Origin of the sequence: Enterocloster clostridioformis, from assembly GCF_020297485.1 — a bacterium.
In the GTDB taxonomy this organism is placed as follows: domain Bacteria; phylum Bacillota; class Clostridia; order Lachnospirales; family Lachnospiraceae; genus Enterocloster; species Enterocloster clostridioformis.
Window position 1 is genome coordinate 4,907,094 of sequence record NZ_JAIWZC010000001.1, and the last position, 21,777, is coordinate 4,928,870.

The 21,777-nt window shown below is 52.3% G+C and carries 20 protein-coding genes; 18 read left to right on the plus strand and 2 right to left on the minus strand.

The features are described from left to right. Position 1: 1 nt before the first annotated feature. From LA360_RS24560 to LA360_RS24600, 9 genes are all read left to right on the plus strand, one after another. Entirely contained in the window at positions 2 to 901 is a 900-nt protein-coding gene (locus LA360_RS24560; RefSeq protein ID WP_022203418.1) for an ABC transporter permease, read from the plus strand. Further along, positions 901 to 1,938: an ABC transporter ATP-binding protein gene (locus LA360_RS24565; protein ID WP_022203419.1), complete on the plus strand. Its 1,038-nt coding sequence runs from the start codon at positions 901 to 903 to the stop codon at positions 1,936 to 1,938. Before LA360_RS24560 ends, LA360_RS24565 begins: the two co-directional genes overlap by 1 nt. A gap of 1 nt (position 1,939) precedes the next feature. Continuing rightward, positions 1,940 to 2,908, plus strand: a complete 969-nt coding sequence (locus LA360_RS24570; RefSeq protein WP_022203420.1) for an ABC transporter ATP-binding protein — start codon at positions 1,940 to 1,942, stop codon at positions 2,906 to 2,908. A 35-nt stretch (positions 2,909 to 2,943) separates the two neighbouring features. Beyond that, positions 2,944 to 3,252, plus strand: coding sequence for a hypothetical protein (locus LA360_RS24575; protein WP_022203421.1), 309 nt, complete (start codon positions 2,944 to 2,946; stop codon positions 3,250 to 3,252). Continuing rightward, positions 3,249 to 3,425: a hypothetical protein gene (locus tag LA360_RS24580; protein ID WP_225537687.1), complete on the plus strand. Its 177-nt coding sequence runs from the start codon at positions 3,249 to 3,251 to the stop codon at positions 3,423 to 3,425. Before LA360_RS24575 ends, LA360_RS24580 begins: the two co-directional genes overlap by 4 nt. Before the next feature lie 221 nt (positions 3,426 to 3,646). Further along, positions 3,647 to 4,492 carry a bifunctional 5,10-methylenetetrahydrofolate dehydrogenase/5,10-methenyltetrahydrofolate cyclohydrolase gene (locus LA360_RS24585; protein WP_057572389.1) on the plus strand — a complete coding sequence of 282 codons (846 nt, stop codon included), beginning with the start codon at positions 3,647 to 3,649 and terminating at the stop codon, positions 4,490 to 4,492. Between the two features lie 126 nt (positions 4,493 to 4,618). Then, a complete protein-coding gene (locus LA360_RS24590; protein WP_057572390.1) occupies positions 4,619 to 5,491 on the plus strand; it encodes a basic amino acid ABC transporter substrate-binding protein in 873 nt (290 codons plus the stop codon). Between the two features lie 221 nt (positions 5,492 to 5,712). Then, positions 5,713 to 6,405: an amino acid ABC transporter permease gene (locus LA360_RS24595; RefSeq protein WP_002588254.1), complete on the plus strand. Its 693-nt coding sequence runs from the start codon at positions 5,713 to 5,715 to the stop codon at positions 6,403 to 6,405. Then, positions 6,395 to 7,153, plus strand: a complete 759-nt coding sequence (locus LA360_RS24600) for an amino acid ABC transporter ATP-binding protein (protein WP_057572391.1) — start codon at positions 6,395 to 6,397, stop codon at positions 7,151 to 7,153. Before LA360_RS24595 ends, LA360_RS24600 begins: the two co-directional genes overlap by 11 nt. A 412-nt stretch (positions 7,154 to 7,565) precedes the next feature. Here LA360_RS24600 and LA360_RS24605 read toward each other — a convergent pair whose 3' ends face one another. Continuing rightward, positions 7,566 to 8,060, minus strand: a complete 495-nt coding sequence (locus LA360_RS24605) for a MarR family winged helix-turn-helix transcriptional regulator (protein ID WP_112481828.1) — start codon at positions 8,058 to 8,060, stop codon at positions 7,566 to 7,568. Positions 8,061 to 8,275: 215 nt separating this feature from the next. On the opposite strand from LA360_RS24605, the gene ftsH reads away from it, so the two are divergent. From ftsH to LA360_RS24650, 9 genes are all read left to right on the plus strand, one after another. Then, positions 8,276 to 10,153: an ATP-dependent zinc metalloprotease FtsH gene (ftsH, locus tag LA360_RS24610; protein ID WP_112481830.1), complete on the plus strand. Its 1,878-nt coding sequence runs from the start codon at positions 8,276 to 8,278 to the stop codon at positions 10,151 to 10,153. Between the two features lie 214 nt (positions 10,154 to 10,367). Next, positions 10,368 to 10,652 (plus strand): DUF6809 family protein, encoded by a 285-nt coding sequence (locus LA360_RS24615; RefSeq protein ID WP_002588258.1) that lies wholly within the window; start codon positions 10,368 to 10,370, stop codon positions 10,650 to 10,652. A gap of 250 nt (positions 10,653 to 10,902) precedes the next feature. Then, the gene (locus LA360_RS24620; protein ID WP_002588259.1) at positions 10,903 to 12,186 is read left to right on the plus strand and encodes a BMP family ABC transporter substrate-binding protein; all 1,284 of its coding nucleotides are present in this window, start codon (positions 10,903 to 10,905) and stop codon (positions 12,184 to 12,186) included. 130 nt (positions 12,187 to 12,316) lie between these two features. Continuing rightward, the gene (locus tag LA360_RS24625) at positions 12,317 to 13,849 is read left to right on the plus strand and encodes an ABC transporter ATP-binding protein (protein ID WP_112481832.1); all 1,533 of its coding nucleotides are present in this window, start codon (positions 12,317 to 12,319) and stop codon (positions 13,847 to 13,849) included. Beyond that, the gene (locus LA360_RS24630) at positions 13,842 to 14,969 is read left to right on the plus strand and encodes an ABC transporter permease (protein ID WP_002588261.1); all 1,128 of its coding nucleotides are present in this window, start codon (positions 13,842 to 13,844) and stop codon (positions 14,967 to 14,969) included. The genes LA360_RS24625 and LA360_RS24630 overlap by 8 nt, the downstream gene beginning before the upstream one ends. A 12-nt stretch (positions 14,970 to 14,981) precedes the next feature. Next, the gene (locus LA360_RS24635; protein ID WP_002588262.1) at positions 14,982 to 15,962 is read left to right on the plus strand and encodes an ABC transporter permease; all 981 of its coding nucleotides are present in this window, start codon (positions 14,982 to 14,984) and stop codon (positions 15,960 to 15,962) included. 482 nt (positions 15,963 to 16,444) lie between these two features. Further along, a complete protein-coding gene (uvrA, locus tag LA360_RS24640; RefSeq protein WP_002596050.1) occupies positions 16,445 to 19,270 on the plus strand; it encodes an excinuclease ABC subunit UvrA in 2,826 nt (941 codons plus the stop codon). A gap of 105 nt (positions 19,271 to 19,375) precedes the next feature. Further along, positions 19,376 to 19,606 (plus strand): nucleoside phosphorylase-I family protein, encoded by a 231-nt coding sequence (locus tag LA360_RS24645; RefSeq protein ID WP_002588264.1) that lies wholly within the window; start codon positions 19,376 to 19,378, stop codon positions 19,604 to 19,606. Between the two features lie 149 nt (positions 19,607 to 19,755). Continuing rightward, the gene (locus tag LA360_RS24650; RefSeq protein ID WP_002585352.1) at positions 19,756 to 20,493 is read left to right on the plus strand and encodes a GntR family transcriptional regulator; all 738 of its coding nucleotides are present in this window, start codon (positions 19,756 to 19,758) and stop codon (positions 20,491 to 20,493) included. A gap of 129 nt (positions 20,494 to 20,622) precedes the next feature. Here LA360_RS24650 and LA360_RS24655 read toward each other — a convergent pair whose 3' ends face one another. After that, positions 20,623 to 21,696 carry an aspartate aminotransferase family protein gene (locus LA360_RS24655; protein ID WP_112481834.1) on the minus strand — a complete coding sequence of 358 codons (1,074 nt, stop codon included), beginning with the start codon at positions 21,694 to 21,696 and terminating at the stop codon, positions 20,623 to 20,625. Between the last annotated feature and the right edge of the window lie 81 nt (positions 21,697 to 21,777).

Below are 21,777 nucleotides of genomic sequence, written 5' to 3' on the forward strand. Positions count from 1 at the left end.
CATGAAAATACCAAATACCACAACAGATTATCAGACAAGCCTGGACATCCTCCGCGAACAGCGCCAGATTCGGCGTGAGCGCTTTTTTTCCAGTCCGGGGCTGATTATGGGGCTTACTGTTTTCATTCTCATTGTGATGGCCGCCATAATCATTCCCGCGGTTGCCAACGTGGATCCCAATGCAATGGCCATTGCAGACCGTCTCAAGGGGCCAAGTCTCAAACATCCCTTTGGCACCGATGAATTTGGCCGTGATTTGATGATCCGCGTTCTCTACGGGGCAAGAGTTTCTCTTTTGGTAGGCGGCACCGTGGCTCTGCTGTCCTGTGCCCTGGGCACGGTCATCGGTATTTACGCAAGTTACTTCAAAATCCTGGATCACATCCTGATGCGTATCTGCGAGGGTCTGATAGCCATACCCGGTGTGCTGCTGGCGATTGCACTTATGGCCGCGCTGGGAGCAGGCAATCTGAACGTGATTATAGCTCTGACCATCGTGTACACCCCCAGCGTTGCGCGGATTGTGCGCAGCAGCGCCCTGGTCACCAGGGAACAGCCCTATGTGGAGGCAGCCAAGGTTCAGGGGGCGGGCAGCGGGCGCATTCTCCGGAAACTGATTCTGCCGGGCGTAATTTCTCCCCTGACGGTTCAGGCGTCATTCATTTTTGCGCAGGCAATCATTTCCGAGGCGTCTTTGAGCTTCCTGGGAGCCGGTATCCCTGCTCCGGCCGCAAGCTGGGGCAACATATTGCAGGGAAGCAAGCAGGTACTCCAGAAAGCGCCGTGGACCGTCATATTTCCGGGGCTGGCAGTGGTGCTTTGCGTGCTCAGCCTGAATCTTTTGGGGGATGGACTGCGGGATTACCTTGACCCGCGTACGGCAGGGAGGAAGAAACGATAATGAAACCAGATGAAACACAAAATAGAATGCAAAGTGAAATGACAAATGAAGCGGGGACACTGCTGGAAATCCGTAATCTGAAGGTGAGGTTTACGGCCCGAAAAAAAGTCCTGACCGCGGTGGACGGAGTGAGTATGAGCATCAGGCCGGGCGAAATCGTTGGCGTTGTAGGAGAATCCGGTTCCGGTAAAAGCGTCATGTCCCAGTCAATCCTGCGTCTGCGGGAATATGATTCTGATGTGAGATATGAGGGCCAGGTCCTGTTTGAGGGTCAGGACCTTTTAAAGGCATCCCAGGCTGAAATGCGTGGGATACGGGGCAACCGGATTGCGGTCATTTTTCAGGACCCCATGACCTCATTAAGCCCGGTGCACACCGTGGGCAGACAGCTGTCAGAGGTGCTGGTTCTGCATAAGAAGATGACGAAACAGAGGGCAAAGGAACGGTGCAGGGAGCTGCTGCGTCTGACAGGCATACCAAATCCGGAAGATTGTATGAGAAAGTATCCTTACGAGTTGTCCGGCGGTATGCAGCAGCGCGTGATGATTGCCATGGCCCTTTCCTGTGAGCCGAAACTGCTGATTGCCGATGAACCGACCACGGCGTTGGATGTAACCATTCAGGAGCAGATTTTGAACCTGATCGCGGAACTGAACGAACGGATGGGGATGTCGGTCCTGTTTATTACCCATGACTTGGGGGCCATGGCCCAGCTCTGCCACAGCGTCCGCGTCATGTATCTGGGGAATCTTGTGGAAGAAGCCCGGACAGAAGAATTATTCGCCCGGCCCATGCACCCATATACCCAGGGCCTGCTGGACTGCATCCCCCGTCTGGATTCAGACCGCAGCCAGCAGCTGCACGTGATTTCTGGCGTGGTGCCGCCCCTGTCCAATGTGCCTGACGGCTGCCGTTTCTGCACCCGCTGTCCATACGCCGACCAGCGCTGCATGTCGCAGAATCCTCCATCGGTGGAGGTGTTCCCGGAACATAAGGCAAAATGCTGGAAATACACTCCGGAACAGGAGGCGGAATAGAATGAAAACACCACTTTTAGAGATGAGGAACCTTCAGAAGAGCTACCCGGTTTACGGCCCTCTGGGCAAGCTGTTTCCTCCCAAAACATACATGAGGGCGGTGTCCAATATGTCTCTTGATCTCTATGAAGGCGAGACCTATGGTTTGGTTGGAGAGTCCGGCTGCGGAAAAAGCACTACCGGACGCTCCATACTGGGACTGGTAAAACCTGACAGGGGTGAGATTCTGTATAGAGGCCGCGATTTGACCCGGCTGAGCGATGGTGAATTCCGCCCTCTGCGCCGGGATTTGCAGATGGTCTTTCAGGATACCTTATCCTCCCTCAATCCGCGTTCCCGAATCGGGGCTTTGTTGGAGGAGCCGTTGATAGTCCAGGGGATGGGGGACACAAAGGGACGGCGCCAAAAGGTGCTGGAGACATTGGAAATGGTCGGATTATCGGAGGATTACTACTTCCGCTATCCCCATGAACTGTCGGGGGGCCAGGTACAGCGCCTGGGCATTGCGAGGGCGCTGATTATTGAGCCAAAACTGATTATCTGCGATGAGCCGGTTTCGGCGCTGGACGTATCCATTCAGTCTCAGATTCTGAATATGCTGACCTCGCTGCAAAGGAAGATGAATCTGGGAATGCTGTTCATATCCCATGACATTGGCGTAGTGCGTTATATCTCCAGCCGCATTGGTGTCATGTATCTTGGTACATTGGTGGAGGAGGCCGGCACTGACCAGCTTTTTGCACATACTCTTCATCCGTATACCCAGGCCCTGTTTGCTTCCATCCCGGATTTTAACAAGAGGGGCAGAAGCGTATCTCTTCAGGGGGAACTGCCAATGCACACCGATGAGTTTAAGGGATGTGTGTTCCATACCCGCTGCCCTTATGCCAGTGACAAATGCCGTGAGTCGGCTCCTGAACTGACGGAAATCCGTCCGGGGCACAGGGTGGCCTGCCATAGGGTAGGTTAAGACATGGGTAAATAGAAAGGGTACGGATATATAATATGCAGAAGATATTGTTTGTCAGTTATTGTATTTTAAATACAGCCGCCAAGGTGGCCCGGTACGGGGAATCCGGGAAACAGGAGGAGAAATCCGGACAGGAGTTTGTGATGAAGGCAGTTGAACAGGGAATCCAACTGGTTCAGCTGCCCTGTCCGGAATTTACCCTGTATGGTCCAAAACGGTGGGGCCATACAAGGGAACAGTTTGACAATCCGTTTTTCAGGGAGCATTGCAGGAAAATACTGAGTCCTGTTCTTACCCAGATGAAGGCGTATATGGGGCCGGAGAGCCGGGAGCAGGGGTTATGATGGAGGTATCCCCATATGACAGTAACACAGAGAATACAGCTTATTTTGCGGCCCAGACAGGCTACATACCTGTACGCAAATCAGCCCGGCAGGACCCTGTATTTGCAGCTGTGCTGGCAGAAAAACCCCAGGCAAACGGTGAGAAAGCCATGGAGGAAGCCAGAAACAATTAATAATCCGGTCCTCTGTCAGGGGACGCGGTAATCGGATGGGAATCAGGTAACATCACCGATGACAGCAGCCCTTGCAGCCGGAGAACGTACATGATATAATCAGACCACTGCAAAGCGCCGTATGCCATGGGCAGGCAGCTGCGGAGGATTGGTTTTGGCAGGGGTATGGAGTGGACGTGGGTGAGCCAAAGCATTCTCAGGGAAGGAGAAGAAGATTGAAAATGAAAACATTAAAAGGCGCCGAGGTTTCGGCAAAAATCAAGGAACAGGTAACGCAGATGATGGAAGGCCTGGAAGGCCCGGCTCCGAAGCTGGCCATTGTGCGGGTGGGAGAAAAACCGGACGATATGTCCTATGAACGGGGGGCCGTGAAGAAGATGGAGAACTTCGGCCTGCGGGTCCGGACTTATGTGTTCCCGGAACAGATAAGCGACAGCGATTTCAAGGCTGAATTCAGTGCAATTAACCGTGACCCGGATGTGTCGGGGATCCTCCTGCTCCGTCCTCTGCCAAAGCAGATTGCGGAGACGGACATAGAGAAGATGATTGACCCGGAAAAGGACCTGGACGGGATTTCGCCGGCCAATATTGCCAAGGTATTTGCGGGGGACAAAACCGGTTTTGCGCCCTGTACCGCCGAGGCGGTCATAGAGGTATTGAAGGCCAATGAGATAGATATGACGGGAAAGAACGTGACCATAGTGGGCCGCAGCATGGTGGTGGGACGTCCGCTGTCCATGCTGATGCTGAAGGAAAATGCCACGGTTACCATCTGCCACACCAGGACCATGGACCTGGAGGCAGAGTGCCGGAGGGCTGAAATTCTGGTGGCCGCAGCAGGAAAGGCCAAAATGCTGGATGGCCGCCACGTAGGGCAGGATGCCATTGTCATTGATGTGGGTATTAATGTGGATGAAAATGGAAAATTATGCGGAGATGTGGATTTCCAGTCCATAGAGTCCATGGCATCCATGGCAACGCCTGTGCCGGGAGGCGTTGGGGCAGTGACCACGGCCGTGCTGGCCAAGCATCTGGTGCTTGCAGGCCAAAGACAGAGAAGGAATTAGATGGAATCTTTGCTGATTCCCGTATTTTCCTCTTGCTAAACCAGAAAAATGCATTATAATATAAAATGTTGAATATATTTATAGTTATGCAATTTGATGCATAAAAGAAAAGAGGAGAATATTATTATGAAGAAGAAGGTTTTAGCGATCACCATGGCAGCACTGATGGCGGCTTCCCTGACTGCCTGCGGAGGCAGTGCAAAAGAGACAACGGCAGCCGATACAGCAGCAGCCGCAACAGCAGAGGAGAAGGCAGAGGATACCACGGCAGCCGAGAGTAAGGATGAGACCAGCGCAGAGGCAGCTGAGACTGGGGCTGCTAAGGATGCGGCAGGCGGCAGGCTTATCATGGCGACCAACGCAGAGTTCCCTCCTTACGAGTATCATGACGGAGATGCCGTCGTAGGTATTGATGCGGAAATCGCAAAGGCCATTGCCGATGAGCTGGGCATGGAGCTGGAGATTGAGGACATTGCTTTTGATTCTATAATTCCTGAGATTGTATCCGGTAAGGCTGATATGGGTTTGGCCGGCATGACTGTTACGGAGGACCGTATGCAGTCCGTGGATTTTTCCAATACCTATGCCAAGGCATCCCAGAAAATCATCGTTACAGAGGACAGCGAGATTGCCTCTCCTGATGACTTAAAGGGTGTAATCGTAGGCGTACAGCTGGGAACCACAGGCGATATCTATGTATCTGACTTAGAAGCTGACGGAACCACGGTAGAGCGTTACAATAAGGGCTTCGAGGCTGTTCAGGCACTGAGCCAGGGCAAGATTGACGCGGTTGTAATCGACGGAGAGCCCGCCAAGACCTTTGTTGCTGAGACACAAGGACTGAAGATTCTGGATGAGTCCTTTACCGATGAAGAGTATGCCATTGCTGTAAAGAAGGGCAACACAGAACTGCTGGAGAAAATCAACGGCGCCCTTAAGACACTGAAGGACAACGGGACACTGGACGAAATCGTAGCTAAGTATATCAAGGCTGAGTAATCGTACAGGGTATGGAATAGCCGACTTAAGACAGACAAGATGGTACCGGCGTATACAGGAAGACAGCCGGTATAAAACTGCCGCAGGCTGCAGAAAGGGAGGTGCAATGCCGCAGCGCATCCCCGTTCCTGCAGGGCGGCAGTTTTTGACTGTATGACAAAGGGAAACAGGGCGTCTGCCCTGCCCTGTGAATCATAAAGAAAGAGCAGAGGATGATGAGCATGTGGAAGACATTTACAGATGCGTTTTACCTGAACTTTGTGGCGGACAACCGGTGGAAATATCTGACCGAGGGCCTCAAGACAACGTTGATTATTACCTTTTTTGCCTGCCTTATGGGCATTGTACTGGGATTTCTGGTGGGAATGATACGTTCCACCTATGAGAAGACCCATAAGCTTAAGGTGCTCAATGCAATCTGTAAAGTGTACCTGACCGTAATCCGCGGCACGCCTGTGGTGGTGCAGCTGTTAATCATCTACTTCGTGGTATTCGGAAGCGTCAGGGTAGACAAGGTCATAGTGGCTATTCTGGCCTTTGGAGTCAACTCAGGAGCCTATGTGGCGGAGATATTCAGGAGCGGCATCATGTCCATTGATCCGGGACAGATGGAGGCAGGCCGCAGCCTGGGCTTCAACTATGCCCAGACCATGTGGTACATCATCATGCCCCAGGCATTCAAGACAGTGCTTCCCACCCTGTGCAATGAGTTTATCTCCCTGTTAAAGGAAACCTCGGTATCCGGCTACATTGCCATCCAGGATCTGACCAAGGGAGGGGACATCATCCGAAGCAGGACGTACAGTGCTTTTATGCCCCTGATTGCGGTGGCCATTATTTATCTTATTATTGTAATGATATTTACAAAGCTGATACAGATACTGGAAAGGAGGCTGAGACAGAATGAGCGGTAATACAGGATTGTTTAACGGACAGCCCTTAATCCGGGTGCAGGAACTGGGAAAGAGCTTTGGCTCCATTGATGTCTTAAAGGGAATCACGGTGGATATCCACAAGGGAGATGTGGTCTTTGTGGTAGGGCCTTCCGGTTCCGGCAAAAGCACCTTCCTCAGATGTCTGAACCTGCTGGAGGAGCCCACAAGCGGGCATATTTTCTTTGAGGGCACCGATATTACGGACTCCAGGACGGATATTGACAAGCACCGCCAGAAAATGGGGATGGTATTCCAGCAGTTTAATCTTTTTCCCCACATGGATATCATGAAGAATCTGACCATTGCTCCCATGAAGCTTCAGGGAAAGGGACAAAAGGAAGCCGAGGAGGAGGCCATGGGGCTTCTGGAACGTGTGGGACTGGCAGACAGGGCCCACGCCTATCCCAGCCAGCTTTCGGGCGGCCAGAAACAGCGTATTGCCATTGTCCGGGCTCTGTGCATGAAGCCGGATGTAATGCTGTTTGACGAGCCCACCTCGGCCCTGGACCCGGAGATGGTAGGAGAGGTACTGAGCGTAATGCGCGACCTGGCCAGGGAAAAGATGACCATGGTGGTGGTGACACACGAGATGGGCTTTGCCAGGGAGGTGGCCACCAGGGTCATGTTCATGGACGAGGGACACTTCATGGAGGAAGCCGCGCCGGAGGAATTCTTTTCCAACCCCAAAAATGAGCGTTTGAAGTCCTTCTTAAGTAAGGTGTTGTAAAGAGGGATGGGATGTAAAGGATGCATGGCGCGGAGGTGTATCCGTCCGTGAGTGGAATGGGGCTGGGGCGGTACAACCCTGTCCTAATTCACTCACCCGCTGCGTATCATTGCGCCTGCATCGTCTATATCCAAATCAGAAGAAAAATGGCATGCCGGGGTTGATGGCATACCATTTATCATAGAGGGCCGCATTATCTTGGTATTATCTTGATATGCGGCCTTTTGGTTTAGGATTAATTATAAAGGATATAATCTAAGCGGGCGAAAGCCCACCAATTGCCCAATATCATTGGCGGGGATGTTGTGTTTTTTCGCTGCGGAAACGGTTACCGCCCGCCCTGCGTTCCCGCCTCTCACGGACGCGGATTTCCACATGCGTCCGCGTACCAGCGCCAGCCGCTTTCATTTCTTTACAACTCAGGAAAATCCCCGCAGGATGTATCCTCCGCGGCAGCGAATTTCTCCAACAGGGTGTTTAAACGCATCAGACAGTCGTCCAGCTCCGCCAGTTCCTCCTGATTGTACGAGGAAAGGCGGGACACGGTGCAATCCAGCATGGCCTTCCTCAGCTGCTTCATGATGGATGAGCCTTCCGGCGTAATCATCAGGTATACATGGCGCCGGTTCATGGAGCCGTGCTGTCTGCGGACCAGGTTTTTTTCTTCCAGATCATTGATAAGCTTGGTCAGCTGCTGTTTGGTAATGCCCAGCTGCAGGGCCATCTCCGACATGGTGGGCGCCTGCCTGCCCGGCTGGTTTAACTGCATCAGGACCTGGAAAGCGGCGGAATTGGCCCGTATCTGGTTCTGCTGGTGGTAGCTGTTCTTTGCCAGGTTAAAGAATTCGATGGCAAATTCCATGAAATGTTCCCCCACATGTCTGCTGTCTGCTGGCTCACGGTTCATGCCGATTACCTCCTCGCTATATTCTGTAACCGTTTTATCATACCTGAGGAAAAAAGTCAATAAATATTAAAAGTAAATAAAAACTTATAATTAACCATTGACAAAAGTTGCAGATGGTATTATCTTACATAGTGAACAGCGGGAAACAAGTGCAGATGCAATCAGGCTGCGCATATCCCCGCATATGAGTATGGATTAAGAAAAGGAGACCTGGTATGGGTGTGAATGAAGACAGTGGAAAGAGAAGCTTAAAAAGCGGCACGCCTAAAAAGCCGTTCATTTACTATTATTTCCTGGTCATATTGGTGGTGATGGTGTTGAATGCCCTGGTATTTCCCATGATGGAGCATTCCGTGGAAGTGCCGTACAGCGAGTTCCTGAAGGAACTGGATGCCGGAAATGTGAAGGATGTGTATGTCAGCAATGGGGAATCACAGATTCAGTTTACGAAAAAGGACCAGAAGCAGTGGAACCTCAGTTATAAGACAGGGCCGATTCCGGGGGATGACCTGGTTAAGCGGCTGCAAAACGCGGATGTGGAGAATTTTACAGGAGAAATCCAGACAAAGGCTTCCCCGCTCTTAAGCTTCCTGATGTCCTGGGTTGCGCCGATTCTTATGTTTGTGGTCATTGGAAATATCATGGGGCGCATGCTTTCCAAGCGCATGGGCGGCAGCAATGCCATGACCTTCGGAAAGTCCAATGCAAAGATATACGCAGAGAATGAGACGGGAATCACCTTTGCCGATGTGGCGGGGGAAGAGGAGGCCAAGGATGCCTTAAAGGAAATCGTGGACTTCCTTCACAATCCGCAGAAGTATGCGGATATAGGAGCAAATCTTCCAAAGGGAGCACTGCTGGTGGGTCCTCCCGGAACCGGCAAGACGCTCCTTGCAAGGGCTGTGGCGGGAGAAGCCCATGTCCCCTTCTTCTCCATATCCGGTTCTGAATTCGTGGAGATGTTTGTGGGTATGGGCGCTGCCAAGGTCAGGGATCTGTTTAAGCAGGCCACTGATAAAGCGCCGTGTATCGTATTTATTGATGAGATTGACACCATCGGTAAGAAGCGCGACGGCGGAGGCATGAGTGGAAACGATGAGCGTGAGCAGACCCTGAACCAGCTGCTGACGGAGATGGATGGTTTCGACGGTAAGAAGGGCGTGGTCATCCTGGCTGCCACCAACCGTCCGGAGTCCCTGGACAAGGCCCTGCTGCGCCCCGGCCGGTTTGACCGCAGAGTGCCGGTGGAGCTGCCGGACTTAAAGGGACGCGAGGCTATCTTAAAGGTTCATGGAAAAAGCGTGAAGATGTCGGATGACGTGGATTACAATGCCATTGCCAGGGCCACGGCAGGCGCCAGCGGCGCGGAGCTGGCCAATATCATAAACGAGGCGGCCCTGAGGGCAGTGCGCATGGGACGCAGCGCCGTGGTACAGGCCGATCTGGAGGAAAGCGTGGAGACGGTCATTGCCGGCTACCAGAAGAAAAATGCGGTTATTTCACAGAAGGAGCGCAGAATCGTAGCGTATCACGAGGTGGGCCACGCGCTGGTGGCTGCCTGCCAGAGCCACAGCGCTCCGGTTCAGAAGATTACCATTATACCCAGAACATCGGGAGCATTGGGATATACCATGCAGGTGGACCAGGGAGAGCGCTACCTCATGAGCAGGGAGGAGGCGCTGGATAAGATTGCCACCTTTACGGGCGGCCGGGCGGCGGAGGAGCTGATTTTCCATTCCATTACCACAGGCGCGTCCAACGACATTGAGCAGGCTACCAAGATTGCCTGTTCCATGGTGACCCGGTTCGGCATGACCGATGAGTTTGACATGGTGGCCATGGAAACCGTGAACAACCAGTATCTGGGAGGAGACACATCCCTGATTTGCGCTCCCGACACGGCAAAACGCATAGACGAACAGGTGGTGTCCATCGTGAAGGAGCAGCACCAAAAGGCGCTTTCCATCCTTAAGGAAAATGAAGGAAAGCTCCATGAGATAGCCGCCTATCTGCTGGAAAAGGAAACCATCACGGGAGACGAATTCATGGAAATCTTTAACCGCGCAGGAGAAGAGCAGGTTCGGGGAGAATAGGATATGTTTAGTTGCATTTGACCATGGGCTGTGCTATTCTGGATATATAGACAGGTGGGGGAGCCATAGCCCCGCGCTGCGTATATCCTTTATAGATGATGAGAGAAGATGATGGGTTGATGAGAGAATGAGTTGAGAGCGGATGGAGAATGCGGCGTGACGGCCCCCGCCTTTCTGTGAAACTAATACGACAGAAGAAAGGCAGGAAAAAGGTATGGGAAAGATTTTGCAACAGTTGTACAGGGGAGACTTATGCCCGGCGGAAAATACCATACGCGGCAATGCGGAATACGATGCACTGACCAGGCAGTCCATGGATGATTTCAACCGGTTTACCGACAAGCTGGACCGGGACATGAAGGAGGAATTTGACCTTCTGATGGAACATTACCTGGAGCTTACCTTTATTGAGAAAACCCAGTGTTTTACGGATGGGTTCCGCATTGGCGCAGGTGTTATGTGTGAAGTATTTTATGAAAATGCAGCGAAAGGCAGCTAAATTATAAGCATGGCTTAAGAATGAAAGGCGGGATTGCTGATAAATAAAAGCAATCCTGTCTTATTGTGTAAAAATGGGTCAAAATTCCTGGTTAATATTGACAATAGAAGAAAAAGTGATATACTTAACTCGTATTTGTGTTACTTTTTAATGGGTAGGACAACGGTGGAACGTCAGGTGTAATGGAGCAGCCAGTGCCTGACGTATTTTAATCGGGTTCTGCAAACTACACTTCATGGAGGAGAGTATTATGAAATTAAAAAAGTTAGCAAGCGTAGCCATGGCAGGTGTGATGACAGTATCACTGGCAGCCTGCGGCGGATCTAACACAGCAGAGACCACCGCGGCAGCCGCGACCACGGCAGCCGAGGCTGAGACAACTGCGGCAGCAGAAGGCGCGGAGACAGAGACCGCAGAAGCACCGGCCACAGGCGGTATTGCCAAGGAAGATTTAAAGATCGGTTTTGTCTACATAGGCGATGAGAACGAGGGTTATACAGCCGCTCATTACAACGGCGCCATGGAGATGAAGGAAGCCCTGGGGCTGTCCGATGACCAGATTATCGTTAAGTGGAATATCCCTGAGGATGAGACTGCAAAGGATGCGGCCATGGACCTTGCGGACCAGGGATGCCAGATTGTATTTGCAAACAGCTTTGGACATGAGTCCTATGTGATTGAGGCGGCAAAGGAGTATCCGGATGTTCAGTTCTGCCATGCAACCGGCTTCCAGGCAGCTTCCAGCGGCCTGAGCAACATGCACAACTATTTCACTTCCATCTACGAGGCACGCTACGTATCCGGTGTTGTGGCCGGACTGAAACTGAACCAGATGATAGAGGATGGCACCGTGAAGCAGGATGCCTGCAAGATTGGATATGTGGGAGCTTATCCATATGCTGAGGTTATCAGCGGATACACCTCCTTTTTCTTAGGTGTGCGTTCCGTTTGCCCGGACGCTGCCATGGAAGTTAAGTACACCAACAGCTGGGCAAGCTTTGACCTGGAGAAGGAAGCGGCAGACGCCCTGATTTCCGACGGATGTGTTCTGATCAGCCAGCACGCAGATACCACCGGTGCTCCTACCGCATGTGAAGCGGCAGGCGTTCCCTGCGTGGGCTACAACATTTCCATGATTGCAACCGCACCAAACCAGGCTCTTACATCTGCTTCCAATAACTGGGGCGCATATGTGACTGAGGCTGTACAGCATGTCATTGACGGAACCGAGATTCCGGTTGACTGGTGCAGGGGCTTCTCTGACGGCGCGGTGCTGATTACGGAGCTGAATGAGGCAGCCGTGGCACCAGGAACAAAGGAGAAGGTGGATGAGGTGGAAGCCAAGCTGGCATCCGGCGAGCTTCATGTATTTGATACCTCCACATGGACCGTTGGCGGCGAGACACTGGATACATATAAGAAAGACGGCAGCGACATCGAGTATATCTCCGACGGATATTTCCATGAGTCAGAGTTCGGTTCCGCACCTTCCTTTGATATCCTGATTGACGGTATCACCACAATTGACAACTAAGATAGCCAGAGCGTGTCTTTCCCTCTGGAAATTAAAGGCTGTAAAAGCGGAGCCATTCATATCTGGCTCCGCTTTTTTCCACGGGGCAATGAGCCAATACGACCAAATACAAAGAACGGAGGTTTGCCGGGTGAGCGAAGAATACGCAATTGAACTGAAAAACATCACAAAACGGTTCGGCAAGGTAACTGCCAACGACAAGGTATGCCTGTCTGTGAAAAGGGGGGAAATCCTGTCCGTCCTGGGTGAAAACGGAAGCGGAAAGACCACCCTGATGAACATGATTTCCGGTATCTACTACCCGGATGAGGGGCAGATATTCGTAAACGGAAAGGAGGTTACCATTCGTTCGCCAAAGGACTCCTTTGCTCTGGGTATCGGCATGATTCACCAGCATTTCAAGCTGGTGGATGTTCTGACAGCGGCTGAGAATATTATCCTGGGTCTGTCCGGGAGGGAAATTCTGGACATGAAGGCTGTGTCCGCCAAAATCAATGAGCTGACAGCCAAATACGGGTTCGAGCTGGATCCGGACCAGAAGATATACACCATGTCCGTATCCCAGAAGCAGACCGTGGAAATCGTAAAGCTTCTGTACCGCGGAGTGGATATCCTGATTCTGGACGAGCCCACGGCTGTTCTGACACCCCAGGAAGCGGACAAACTGTTTGCCGTGCTGCGCAACATGCGTGAGGCAGGCCATTCCATTATCATTATCACCCATAAGCTGCACGAAGTTCTGGCGCTGTCGGACCGGGTGTCTGTACTGCGCAAGGGCCAGTATATCGGCACGGTATACACGGCGGACGCCACCGAGGAATCCCTGACCGAGATGATGGTGGGCAAGAAGGTAAGCCTGAACATCGAGCGCCCGGATCCCGTGAATCAGGAGCGCCGCCTGATGGTGGAAGGAGTCACCTGCGTGGACAAGGAGGGGGTAACGACCCTGGACCACGCCTCTTTTACTGCTTACAGTGGGGAGATACTGGGGATTGCCGGTATCGCGGGAAGCGGCCAGAGGGAGCTTTTGGAGTCCATCGCGGGACTCCAGCCAATGGCAGGCGGCACCATCACCTATTATCCGCCTGAGGGCGGCGAAAAGCAGCTGTCCGGCATGAGCGCCTCAGCCATCAATAAGATGGGGGTAAAGCTTTCCTTTGTGCCGGAGGACCGCCTGGGCATGGGGCTGGTAGGCGCAATGGACATGACGGACAATATGATGCTCAGGGGATACCGCAGGGGACGTTCCGTCTTTACGGACAGAAAGACGCCAAAAAGCCTGGCGGAGCAGATCATAGAGGAACTGGAAATCGTGACTCCCGGCGTCACCACCCCGGTGCGCAGGCTGTCAGGGGGCAATGTCCAGAAGGTGCTGGTGGGAAGGGAGATTTCTTCCAATCCCAAGGTGCTTATGGTGGCATATCCGGTCCGCGGACTGGATATCAACTCATCCTACACCATCTACCATCTTCTCAATGAGCAAAAGAAACAGGGAGCGGCCGTTATCTGCGTAGGCGAGGATCTGGATGTGCTCCTGGAGCTGTGCGACCGTATTCTGGTGCTGTGCGCAGGACAGGTAAACGGTGTTGTGGACGGAAGGACAGCGACCAAGGAACAGGTGGGGCTGATGATGACCAGGACAGGAGGTGGCTTAAGTGAGTAAGGAGACGACGGCAGTATCCAACAAGGAACCTCTGATGCATATATCCAAGAGGGATGAGATAGATATGTGGAAGGCCTGGGCCGTCCGGCTGGGAGCGGTTCTCTTATCACTGGTGGTCTGCGCAGGGGTTATCTATGCCCTGACAGGGCTTAATCCCCTGGAGGTTTATAAAGGAATCTTTGATGGGGCAGTGGGTACCAAAAGGCGTACCTGGATGACCATTCGCGATACTTTGGTGCTGCTCTGTATTGCAATCGGCATCACGCCTGCATTCAAGATGCGGTTCTGGAACATCGGAGCAGAAGGTCAGGTACTGATTGGCGGCGTCACATCCGCGGCCATGATGATTTACCTTGGCAATTCGCTGCCTCCCCTGGTGCTGTTTCCCCTGATGCTTTTGGGAAGCGCCCTGTCAGCCATGGTGTGGGCAGCTATCCCGGCATTTTTCAAGGCATACTGGAACACCAACGAGACACTGTTTACATTGATGATGAACTATGTGGCCATGCAGGTCATCACATACTGTATCATTTTCTGGGAGAATCCAAAGGGTTCCAATTCCGTGGGAACTATCAACTCCACCACAAAGGGAGGATGGCTTCCAAAACTTTTCGGTCTGGAATACGGCTGGAATCTGGTGATCGTGCTGGCGCTGACCCTGGCTATCTTTATTTATCTGAAGTACAGCAAGCAGGGATATGAGATCGCGGTTGTGGGAGAGAGCGAGAACACGGCCAGATACGCGGGAATCAATGTAAAGAAGGTAATCATCCGCACCATGGCCCTGTCCGGCGCCATCTGCGGCATTGCGGGCTTCATCATTGTCAGCGGCGCCAGCCATACCATTTCCACCAGCACGGCTGGCGGCAGGGGATTTACGGCCATCATCGTATCATGGCTCAGCAAGTTCAATGCGTTTGCCATGGTTCTGGTCTCATTTTTCCTGGTATTCATGCAGAAGGGAGCAGGGCAGATTGCCTCCCAGTTTAACCTGAATGAAAATGCCTCTGATGTAATAACAGGCATCATCCTCTTCTTCATCCTGGGCTGTGAATTCTTCATCAACTTCAAGGTGGGAATCCGCAGCAAACGGAAAGAAGCAGGGGCAAAATTGTCATAAGGAGGCTAAAATATGGGTTTTTTGGTAATATTTATTCAGAAAGCTATCGGCCAGGGCATCGGCATCCTTTACGGAGCCCTGGGAGAAATGATGACGGAGAAATCCGGCAACCTGAATCTGGGCATTCCCGGCATGATGTATATGGGCGGTATCGCCGGACTGATCGGAGCCTTCCTGTATGAGAACGGGACAGCAAATCCAAGCGGTCTGGCGGGACTCTTAATTTCCTTTGTGTGCGCCTTTGTGTGCGCTGCCCTGGGAGGACTGGTATATAGTGTGCTGACCATTACGCTGCGGGCCAATCAAAACGTGACCGGCCTTGCCCTTACCACCTTTGGCGTGGGCTTTGGCAACTTTTTCGGCGGTTCCCTGGCAAAGCTGGCAGGGGGCGTGGGCCAGATTTCCGTGGCAGTGACAGGCGCTGCCTACAAGACCCCCGTTCCCGGACTGTCCAAACTGGGTGTCATTGGACAGATTTTCTTCTCCTACGGATTTCTGACCTATCTGGCAGTTGTCCTGGCTCTGGCTCTGGCGTTTTTCCTGGCTAAAACCAGGAGGGGACTGAACCTGAGGGCTGTGGGCGAGAGTCCGGCCACAGCAGATGCCGCGGGCATCAATGTAACGGCTTACAAGTACCTGGCCACCTGCCTTGGCGGAGGTATCAGCGGCCTGGGCGGGTTATACTTTGTTATGGAATACTCCGGCGGTACCTGGACCAACAACGGATTTGGCGACAGAGGCTGGCTGGCAATCGCCCTGGTTATTTTCGCCCTGTGGAAACCGGTCAATGCCATTTGGGGTTCTATCCTGTTTGGCGGCCTGTACATCCTTTACCTGTATATACCGGGCCTGGACAGGGGGGCTCAGGAGATATTCAAGGCCCTTCCCTATGTGGTCACCATTGTGGTCCTGGTTATAACCAGCCTGAGAAAGAGGAGGGAATACCAGCCGCCCCAGAGCCTGGGACTTCCGTATTTCAGGGAAGAACGGTAGGGATTTGAGAGGCAGATACAAAAGAAACATTGTGTGAGTAAACAAACAGATAAGTGAAAAACAAAAAGGACCCTCCCGCAGGCCGGATAGAATATGAATATCTAACCGGCGCGGGAGGGCCTTTTTACATGGGCAAGTTCCCTCCCTCCTGTTCGGATCCATTGGAAAGGATGCCCACCAAATGTCGGAGCGGGTTCATGCCAGGTGTCTTCTGGAAGAGGTTCCAGTAATTTTCCAGTATTTTATCGAACAAATGTTTGCAAATACATAGGTGATGTGCTATACTAGAAACTGTCAGCGCTGTGTATCAGCGCTATGCGGGAAGAACCTTTTACCAGAAACATTTCACGGCCTTCCAGGGCGGCGGGATGAATCGTATAAAGAAACCACGCATGTTTACTGCGCACTGCGCATGCTGCATTCCGCAATCATATCAGGCGTGGACTCAAACCAATCAAGATAAAAGACAAGGAGCATGTTCCATGGCAAAGCAGTACATTAAAATCCGCGGGGCGAATGAGCATAATCTGAAGGATATTTCCGTGGATATACCAAGAAATGAGCTGGTGGTCCTTACGGGACTGTCCGGTTCAGGCAAATCATCCCTGGCTTTTGACACCATTTATGCAGAAGGGCAGAGGCGTTATATGGAGTCCCTGTCTTCCTATGCCAGGCAGTTCCTGGGACAGATGGAGAAGCCGGATGTGGAGAGCATAGAGGGGCTGTCACCGGCCATTTCCATTGACCAGAAGTCCACCAACCGGAATCCCCGTTCCACTGTGGGAACGGTCACGGAAATCTACGACTACATGAGACTTTTATATGCCAGAATCGGTATACCCCACTGTCCGAAATGCGGCAAGGAGATACACAAACAGACCATTGACCAGATGGTGGACCAGATTATGTCCATGCCTGAGCGGACTAAAATCCAGCTGCTGGCCCCTGTGGTCAGAGGGCGCAAGGGCGAGCATGTGAAGGTGCTGGACCAGGCCAGAAAAAGCGGCTATGTGAGGGTCCGCATTGACGGCAGCCTCTACGAGCTCTCAGAGGAAATCAGGCTGGAGAAGAACATCAAGCACAACATTGAAATCGTGGTGGACCGTCTGATTGTGAAGGAAGGCATTGAGAAAAGGCTTACGGATTCCATAGAAACGGTCATGGCCCTGAGCGGCGGACTGATGATGGTGGATGTGAGCGGCGGCGAGCCGGTGAATTTCAGCCAGAGCTTTTCCTGTCCTGACTGCGCGGTCAGCATTGACGAGGTGGAGCCCAGGAGCTTTTCCTTCAACAATCCCTTCGGAGCCTGTCCGGAGTGTTTTGGACTGGGGTATAAGATGGAATTTGATGAGGACCTGATGATTCCCGATAAGTCGCTGTCCATAGACCAGGGCGCAATCGTGGTTATGGGATGGCAGTCCTGCGCGGACAAGGGCAGCTTTACAAGGGCAATCCTGGAGGCGCTGTCTGAAGCCTATGATTTCAGGCTGGATACGCCTTTCCAGGATTATCCCAAGGAAATCCACGACGTGCTGTTATACGGAACCGGAGGCCGGGAGGTGAAGGTCCGCTACAAGAGCCAGAGAGGCGAAGGCGTCTATGACGTGGCGTTTGAGGGACTGATTGAGAATGTAAACCGCCGGTATAAGGAGACTTTTTCCGAGACGTCCAAGGCGGAATATGAGACCTATATGCGGATTACCCCCTGCCCGGTTTGTAAGGGGCAGAGGCTTAAGAAGGAGTCCCTTGCGGTTACGGTGGGCGGAATGAACATATATGAAGCTACCAACATGTCCATTGTACGGTTTAAGGAATTTATGGACGGGCTGAAGCTGACTCCCATGCAGGAGACCATAGGCGCTTCTATTCTGAAGGAAATCAGAGCCAGGATATGCTTTCTCATTGACGTGGGACTGGATTATCTTTCCCTGTCGCGTGCCACGGGCACCTTGTCAGGCGGAGAGGCCCAGCGCATCCGTCTGGCTACCCAGATAGGCTCCGGCCTGGTGGGCGTGGCCTATATTCTGGACGAGCCCAGCATCGGACTCCATCAGCGGGATAATGACAAGCTCCTTAAGACGCTGACCCATCTCCGGGATTTGGGCAACAGCGTATTGGTGGTGGAGCATGACGAGGACACCATGCGGGCCGCGGACTGTATCGTGGACATCGGACCCGGCGCGGGAGAGCACGGCGGAAAGGTCATTGCCATGGGAACGGCCGAGGAAATCATGAAGAATCCGGATTCCATTACCGGAGCTTACTTAAGCGGGCGCCTGAAGATTCCGGTGCCTGCCGAGAGAAGGAAGCCCACGGGCTGGATTACGGTAAAGGGCGCTGCAGAGAACAATTTAAAGAACATCAACGTGGACATTCCCCTGGGAATCATGACGTGTGTGACCGGTGTATCTGGTTCCGGAAAAAGTTCCCTTGTGAACGAAATCGTTTATAAATCCCTGGCAAGGAAGTTAAACAGAGCCAGAACCATACCGGGCAGGCACAAGTGCATCGAGGGCGTGGAGCAGCTGGATAAGATTATCGACATCGACCAGTCGCCCATCGGGCGTACTCCCAGGTCCAACCCGGCTACCTACACAGGCGTATTCGACCTCATAAGGGACTTGTTCGCATCTACCCCGGACGCCAAGGCAAAGGGGTATAGCAAGGGAAGGTTCAGCTTCAACGTAAAGGGCGGACGGTGCGAAGCGTGCGGCGGAGACGGCATCATCAAGATTGAAATGCATTTCCTGCCGGATGTATATGTGCCCTGCGAGGTCTGCGGCGGCAAACGGTATAACCGTGAGACCCTGGACGTGAAGTACAAGGGAAAGAATATCTACGATGTGCTGAATATGACCGTGGAGGAAGCGCTTAAGTTCTTTGAGAATGTGCCCTCTGTCACCAGGAAGATACAGACCCTGTATGACGTGGGACTGGGGTACATCCGGCTGGGACAGCCGTCCACGGAGCTGTCCGGCGGCGAGGCCCAGAGAATCAAGCTGGCCACGGAGCTGTCCAAGAGAGGCACGGGAAAGACTATTTATATCCTGGACGAGCCCACCACAGGACTCCATTTCGCAGATGTCCATAAGCTGATTGATATACTTCACAGGCTGTCGGAGGGCGGCAATACGGTTGTGGTTATTGAGCACAATCTGGATGTAATCAAGACAGCGGATTATATCATCGACATTGGTCCGGAGGGCGGGGACAAGGGCGGAACGGTCATAGCCAAGGGAACACCGGAGGAAGTGGCCCGGTGTCCGGTGTCCTATACGGGAATGTATGTAAAGAAATATCTGAATTGACAACAGTCACGGCCGGGAGCGGCCGGAGCGCGGCGGGGATGAGGTGAATCCCCGCCCTTTTGGTAAGAGGGCGGGAAAGGAGATGTTCTATGAAACTGGAGGAATTTGACAGAGCAAAGGAAGCGGTCTTTAACCCGGTGGATATTGTCCAAAAACCGGATGGGACGGCAGGCGGCCCTGGCCCGTTTCAGGAACCGGTCTGTCAGCCAGTTTTTTTACAGCGCGGACAATCTGGATAATGACGTGTGGGAGATGCGGAGTCTGGCCAATGAGAGCCAGAGGGATGTAAAGCAGACGATACTGGATTTGGCGGTTGCACTGGGAAAGGAATTGTGATCGGAACTGCTGTGGTAAGTTGAACCGTCTGAACCGACGCATAGAATATCATCATAAAATATCATGGGTATTGAAAATCCTTTGACATTTGCGCAGGGCCTACGTTATAATGGACAGGTTAAAGAGCAGTGCTAGGAGCGGGGAGTGTTATGGATAAGGAAAAAAAACGAAGTCTTTCAGAGGTGGCAGCAGATTATGTAAGGGAACAGATTCTTCAGGGAAAGCTGGCCCAGAGAGAAAAGCTTGTTGAAAATGATATAGCGGTAAAGCTGGGAATGAGCCGGGGGCCGGTGCGGGATGCGCTGAAGCAGCTGATGTACGAGGGATTTCTGGATTATGAGACCAATAAAGGGTATTCTGTCTCCATGCTTTCGCCCAAGGACGCCTATGAGATATTCTTTCTGCGCGGCAACCTGGAGAACCTGGCCCTGGAGCGGTGCGGGGGACGTCTGCTGAGCGACAGTATTTTTCTCATGGAGGATGCGGTGCTGGCCATGAAGGAGGCTGTGGCAGAGGACGACATGGGGAAAATCATCAAGTATGATGAGATATTCCATAAACAGATTTTATTATCAGGCCAGATGGAGCGCCTGACCAGTCTGTGGGAGACACTGAGCCCCTTAAACGGAGCCATGTTCTACACCATCAAACAAATCAATGAGTATGTATCTGAAATGCAGGCGGATTTGGACCAGGAAGATATTGCTGCCCAGGCAGGACGGCGGGGAAACAACTATCTGGAGCATAAATGGCTTTTAGAAATCCTGCAGCGGGGGAACCTTGAACAGTCCAGGAGCGCAATCAATTCCCACTACATAGCCAACGGTGAGAGAATTTACCGGATTGGAATGAAGATGAAGAACCAGGAACTGTTTTATCATGTGTAATTGGGGATGCAGGAATAAAAGAATTAGAGCGGACATGGAAAAGCGGAAATGCAGGACGTGAATACGATTATATCACGTTCCGGTATTTCCGCTTTTTAAAATTATTTTTAGGGACTTATTTTTCAGTTCTTATTTTTCAGGCATGTCCTCTATCTGTCTGCAGATATACTCCATATCCTCAGTTTCGTATCTCTGGTCGCAGGTAAAGGACAGCACATGGCTGTATATGTAGGCCGCGTCGCCATGGCCTTCGGTGTCCACCATGGGGCCCTGGGGCCAATAGGTGGTGGTCTTGATGCCGCGTCCCGCCAGATAGGACTGAACCATGTCCCTGTCCTCTGCATACACGGTAAAGTGGCTGGGAACAGTGCCTTTTTTTAGAACCGGGAATATCACGGTAAGCTGGGGGTGTTCCGGCATATGATCCAGCAGATACTGATAGTTGGCGCGGCGTCTCTGTTTCAGCTGCTCAAAGTCATAGTGCCGTATGATATACTCTGAATCCCGGTCGCTTCCATAGGAATCAAAGATGCGGCGCAGCATCATCTCGGCGTCCCAGAAGGTATCATTGAACTTCTGTATGGCCTGGGGGTCGGGAGTTCCTGATTGGAGAAGCTGCTGTTTGCCTCTCATGGAAATACTGCGCATGGAAAGATGAGTCTCGTCAGGGGGCAGGACGGGAAGGGAAAAGCTACCTTTCCTTTTAATGGCAAATCCGCCGGCCGGTACTCCAATCCATTTCCGCATACTGCCCACCACGTAATCACAGTGAGGGTCAACACCGTCAGATGAGAAGAGGGAGTGGGTCGTATCCTCCACAATAATGATGCCCCGTTCAGAGCATTTCCGTATAAATTCCCTGTCGTAGCTGCAAAAGCCGTAATAGCCGCAGAGATTGACGACGCTGATGCGGTCCAGGACCCTTTCGTCGAAGATGGGTGTCAAATCCTTAGATACATCGTAGAATAAAAGTTCATAGCCGGCTTTCAGGAAAGGGGCAAGGACTGTCTCACAGGTGTAGACAGGCACATAGGCCGCCTTTCTGGTGTCGGTCAGGCAGATATCCTGTAGCGCATAGTAGTTGGCACATCTGCCGGACATGAAAAAGCGCAGGCTTCCCCCTGGAGGGCATAGGTTTTCCAGATAATGGTTTTCAGTTTCGGGCAGTGGTTCATATGTAAAAAATCCGCCAATCTGTTTCAATTTTTCTTACCTCCCAAGCATGTGCGGGCTCCATGGCGTGTGCGCCACAGAGAGACACTTAGATTTAATATAAAGACAATT

Bases quoted from the DNA above. Each gene is read 5' to 3' on its own strand.
- LA360_RS24560 (WP_022203418.1), top strand. From the start codon at position 2: ATGAAAATACCAAATACCACAACAGATTATCAGACAAGCCTGGACATC.
- LA360_RS24565 (WP_022203419.1), top strand. From the start codon at position 901: ATGAAACCAGATGAAACACAAAATAGAATGCAAAGTGAAATGACAAAT.
- LA360_RS24570 (WP_022203420.1), top strand. From the start codon at position 1,940: ATGAAAACACCACTTTTAGAGATGAGGAACCTTCAGAAGAGCTACCCG.
- LA360_RS24575 (WP_022203421.1), top strand. From the start codon at position 2,944: ATGCAGAAGATATTGTTTGTCAGTTATTGTATTTTAAATACAGCCGCC.
- LA360_RS24580 (WP_225537687.1), top strand. From the start codon at position 3,249: ATGATGGAGGTATCCCCATATGACAGTAACACAGAGAATACAGCTTAT.
- LA360_RS24585 (WP_057572389.1), top strand. From the start codon at position 3,647: ATGAAAACATTAAAAGGCGCCGAGGTTTCGGCAAAAATCAAGGAACAG.
- LA360_RS24590 (WP_057572390.1), top strand. From the start codon at position 4,619: ATGAAGAAGAAGGTTTTAGCGATCACCATGGCAGCACTGATGGCGGCT.
- LA360_RS24595 (WP_002588254.1), top strand. From the start codon at position 5,713: ATGTGGAAGACATTTACAGATGCGTTTTACCTGAACTTTGTGGCGGAC.
- LA360_RS24600 (WP_057572391.1), top strand. From the start codon at position 6,395: ATGAGCGGTAATACAGGATTGTTTAACGGACAGCCCTTAATCCGGGTG.
- LA360_RS24605 (WP_112481828.1), bottom strand. From the start codon at position 8,060: ATGAACCGTGAGCCAGCAGACAGCAGACATGTGGGGGAACATTTCATG.
- ftsH (WP_112481830.1), top strand. From the start codon at position 8,276: ATGGGTGTGAATGAAGACAGTGGAAAGAGAAGCTTAAAAAGCGGCACG.
- LA360_RS24615 (WP_002588258.1), top strand. From the start codon at position 10,368: ATGGGAAAGATTTTGCAACAGTTGTACAGGGGAGACTTATGCCCGGCG.
- LA360_RS24620 (WP_002588259.1), top strand. From the start codon at position 10,903: ATGAAATTAAAAAAGTTAGCAAGCGTAGCCATGGCAGGTGTGATGACA.
- LA360_RS24635 (WP_002588262.1), top strand. From the start codon at position 14,982: ATGGGTTTTTTGGTAATATTTATTCAGAAAGCTATCGGCCAGGGCATC.
- uvrA (WP_002596050.1), top strand. From the start codon at position 16,445: ATGGCAAAGCAGTACATTAAAATCCGCGGGGCGAATGAGCATAATCTG.
- LA360_RS24650 (WP_002585352.1), top strand. From the start codon at position 19,756: ATGGATAAGGAAAAAAAACGAAGTCTTTCAGAGGTGGCAGCAGATTAT.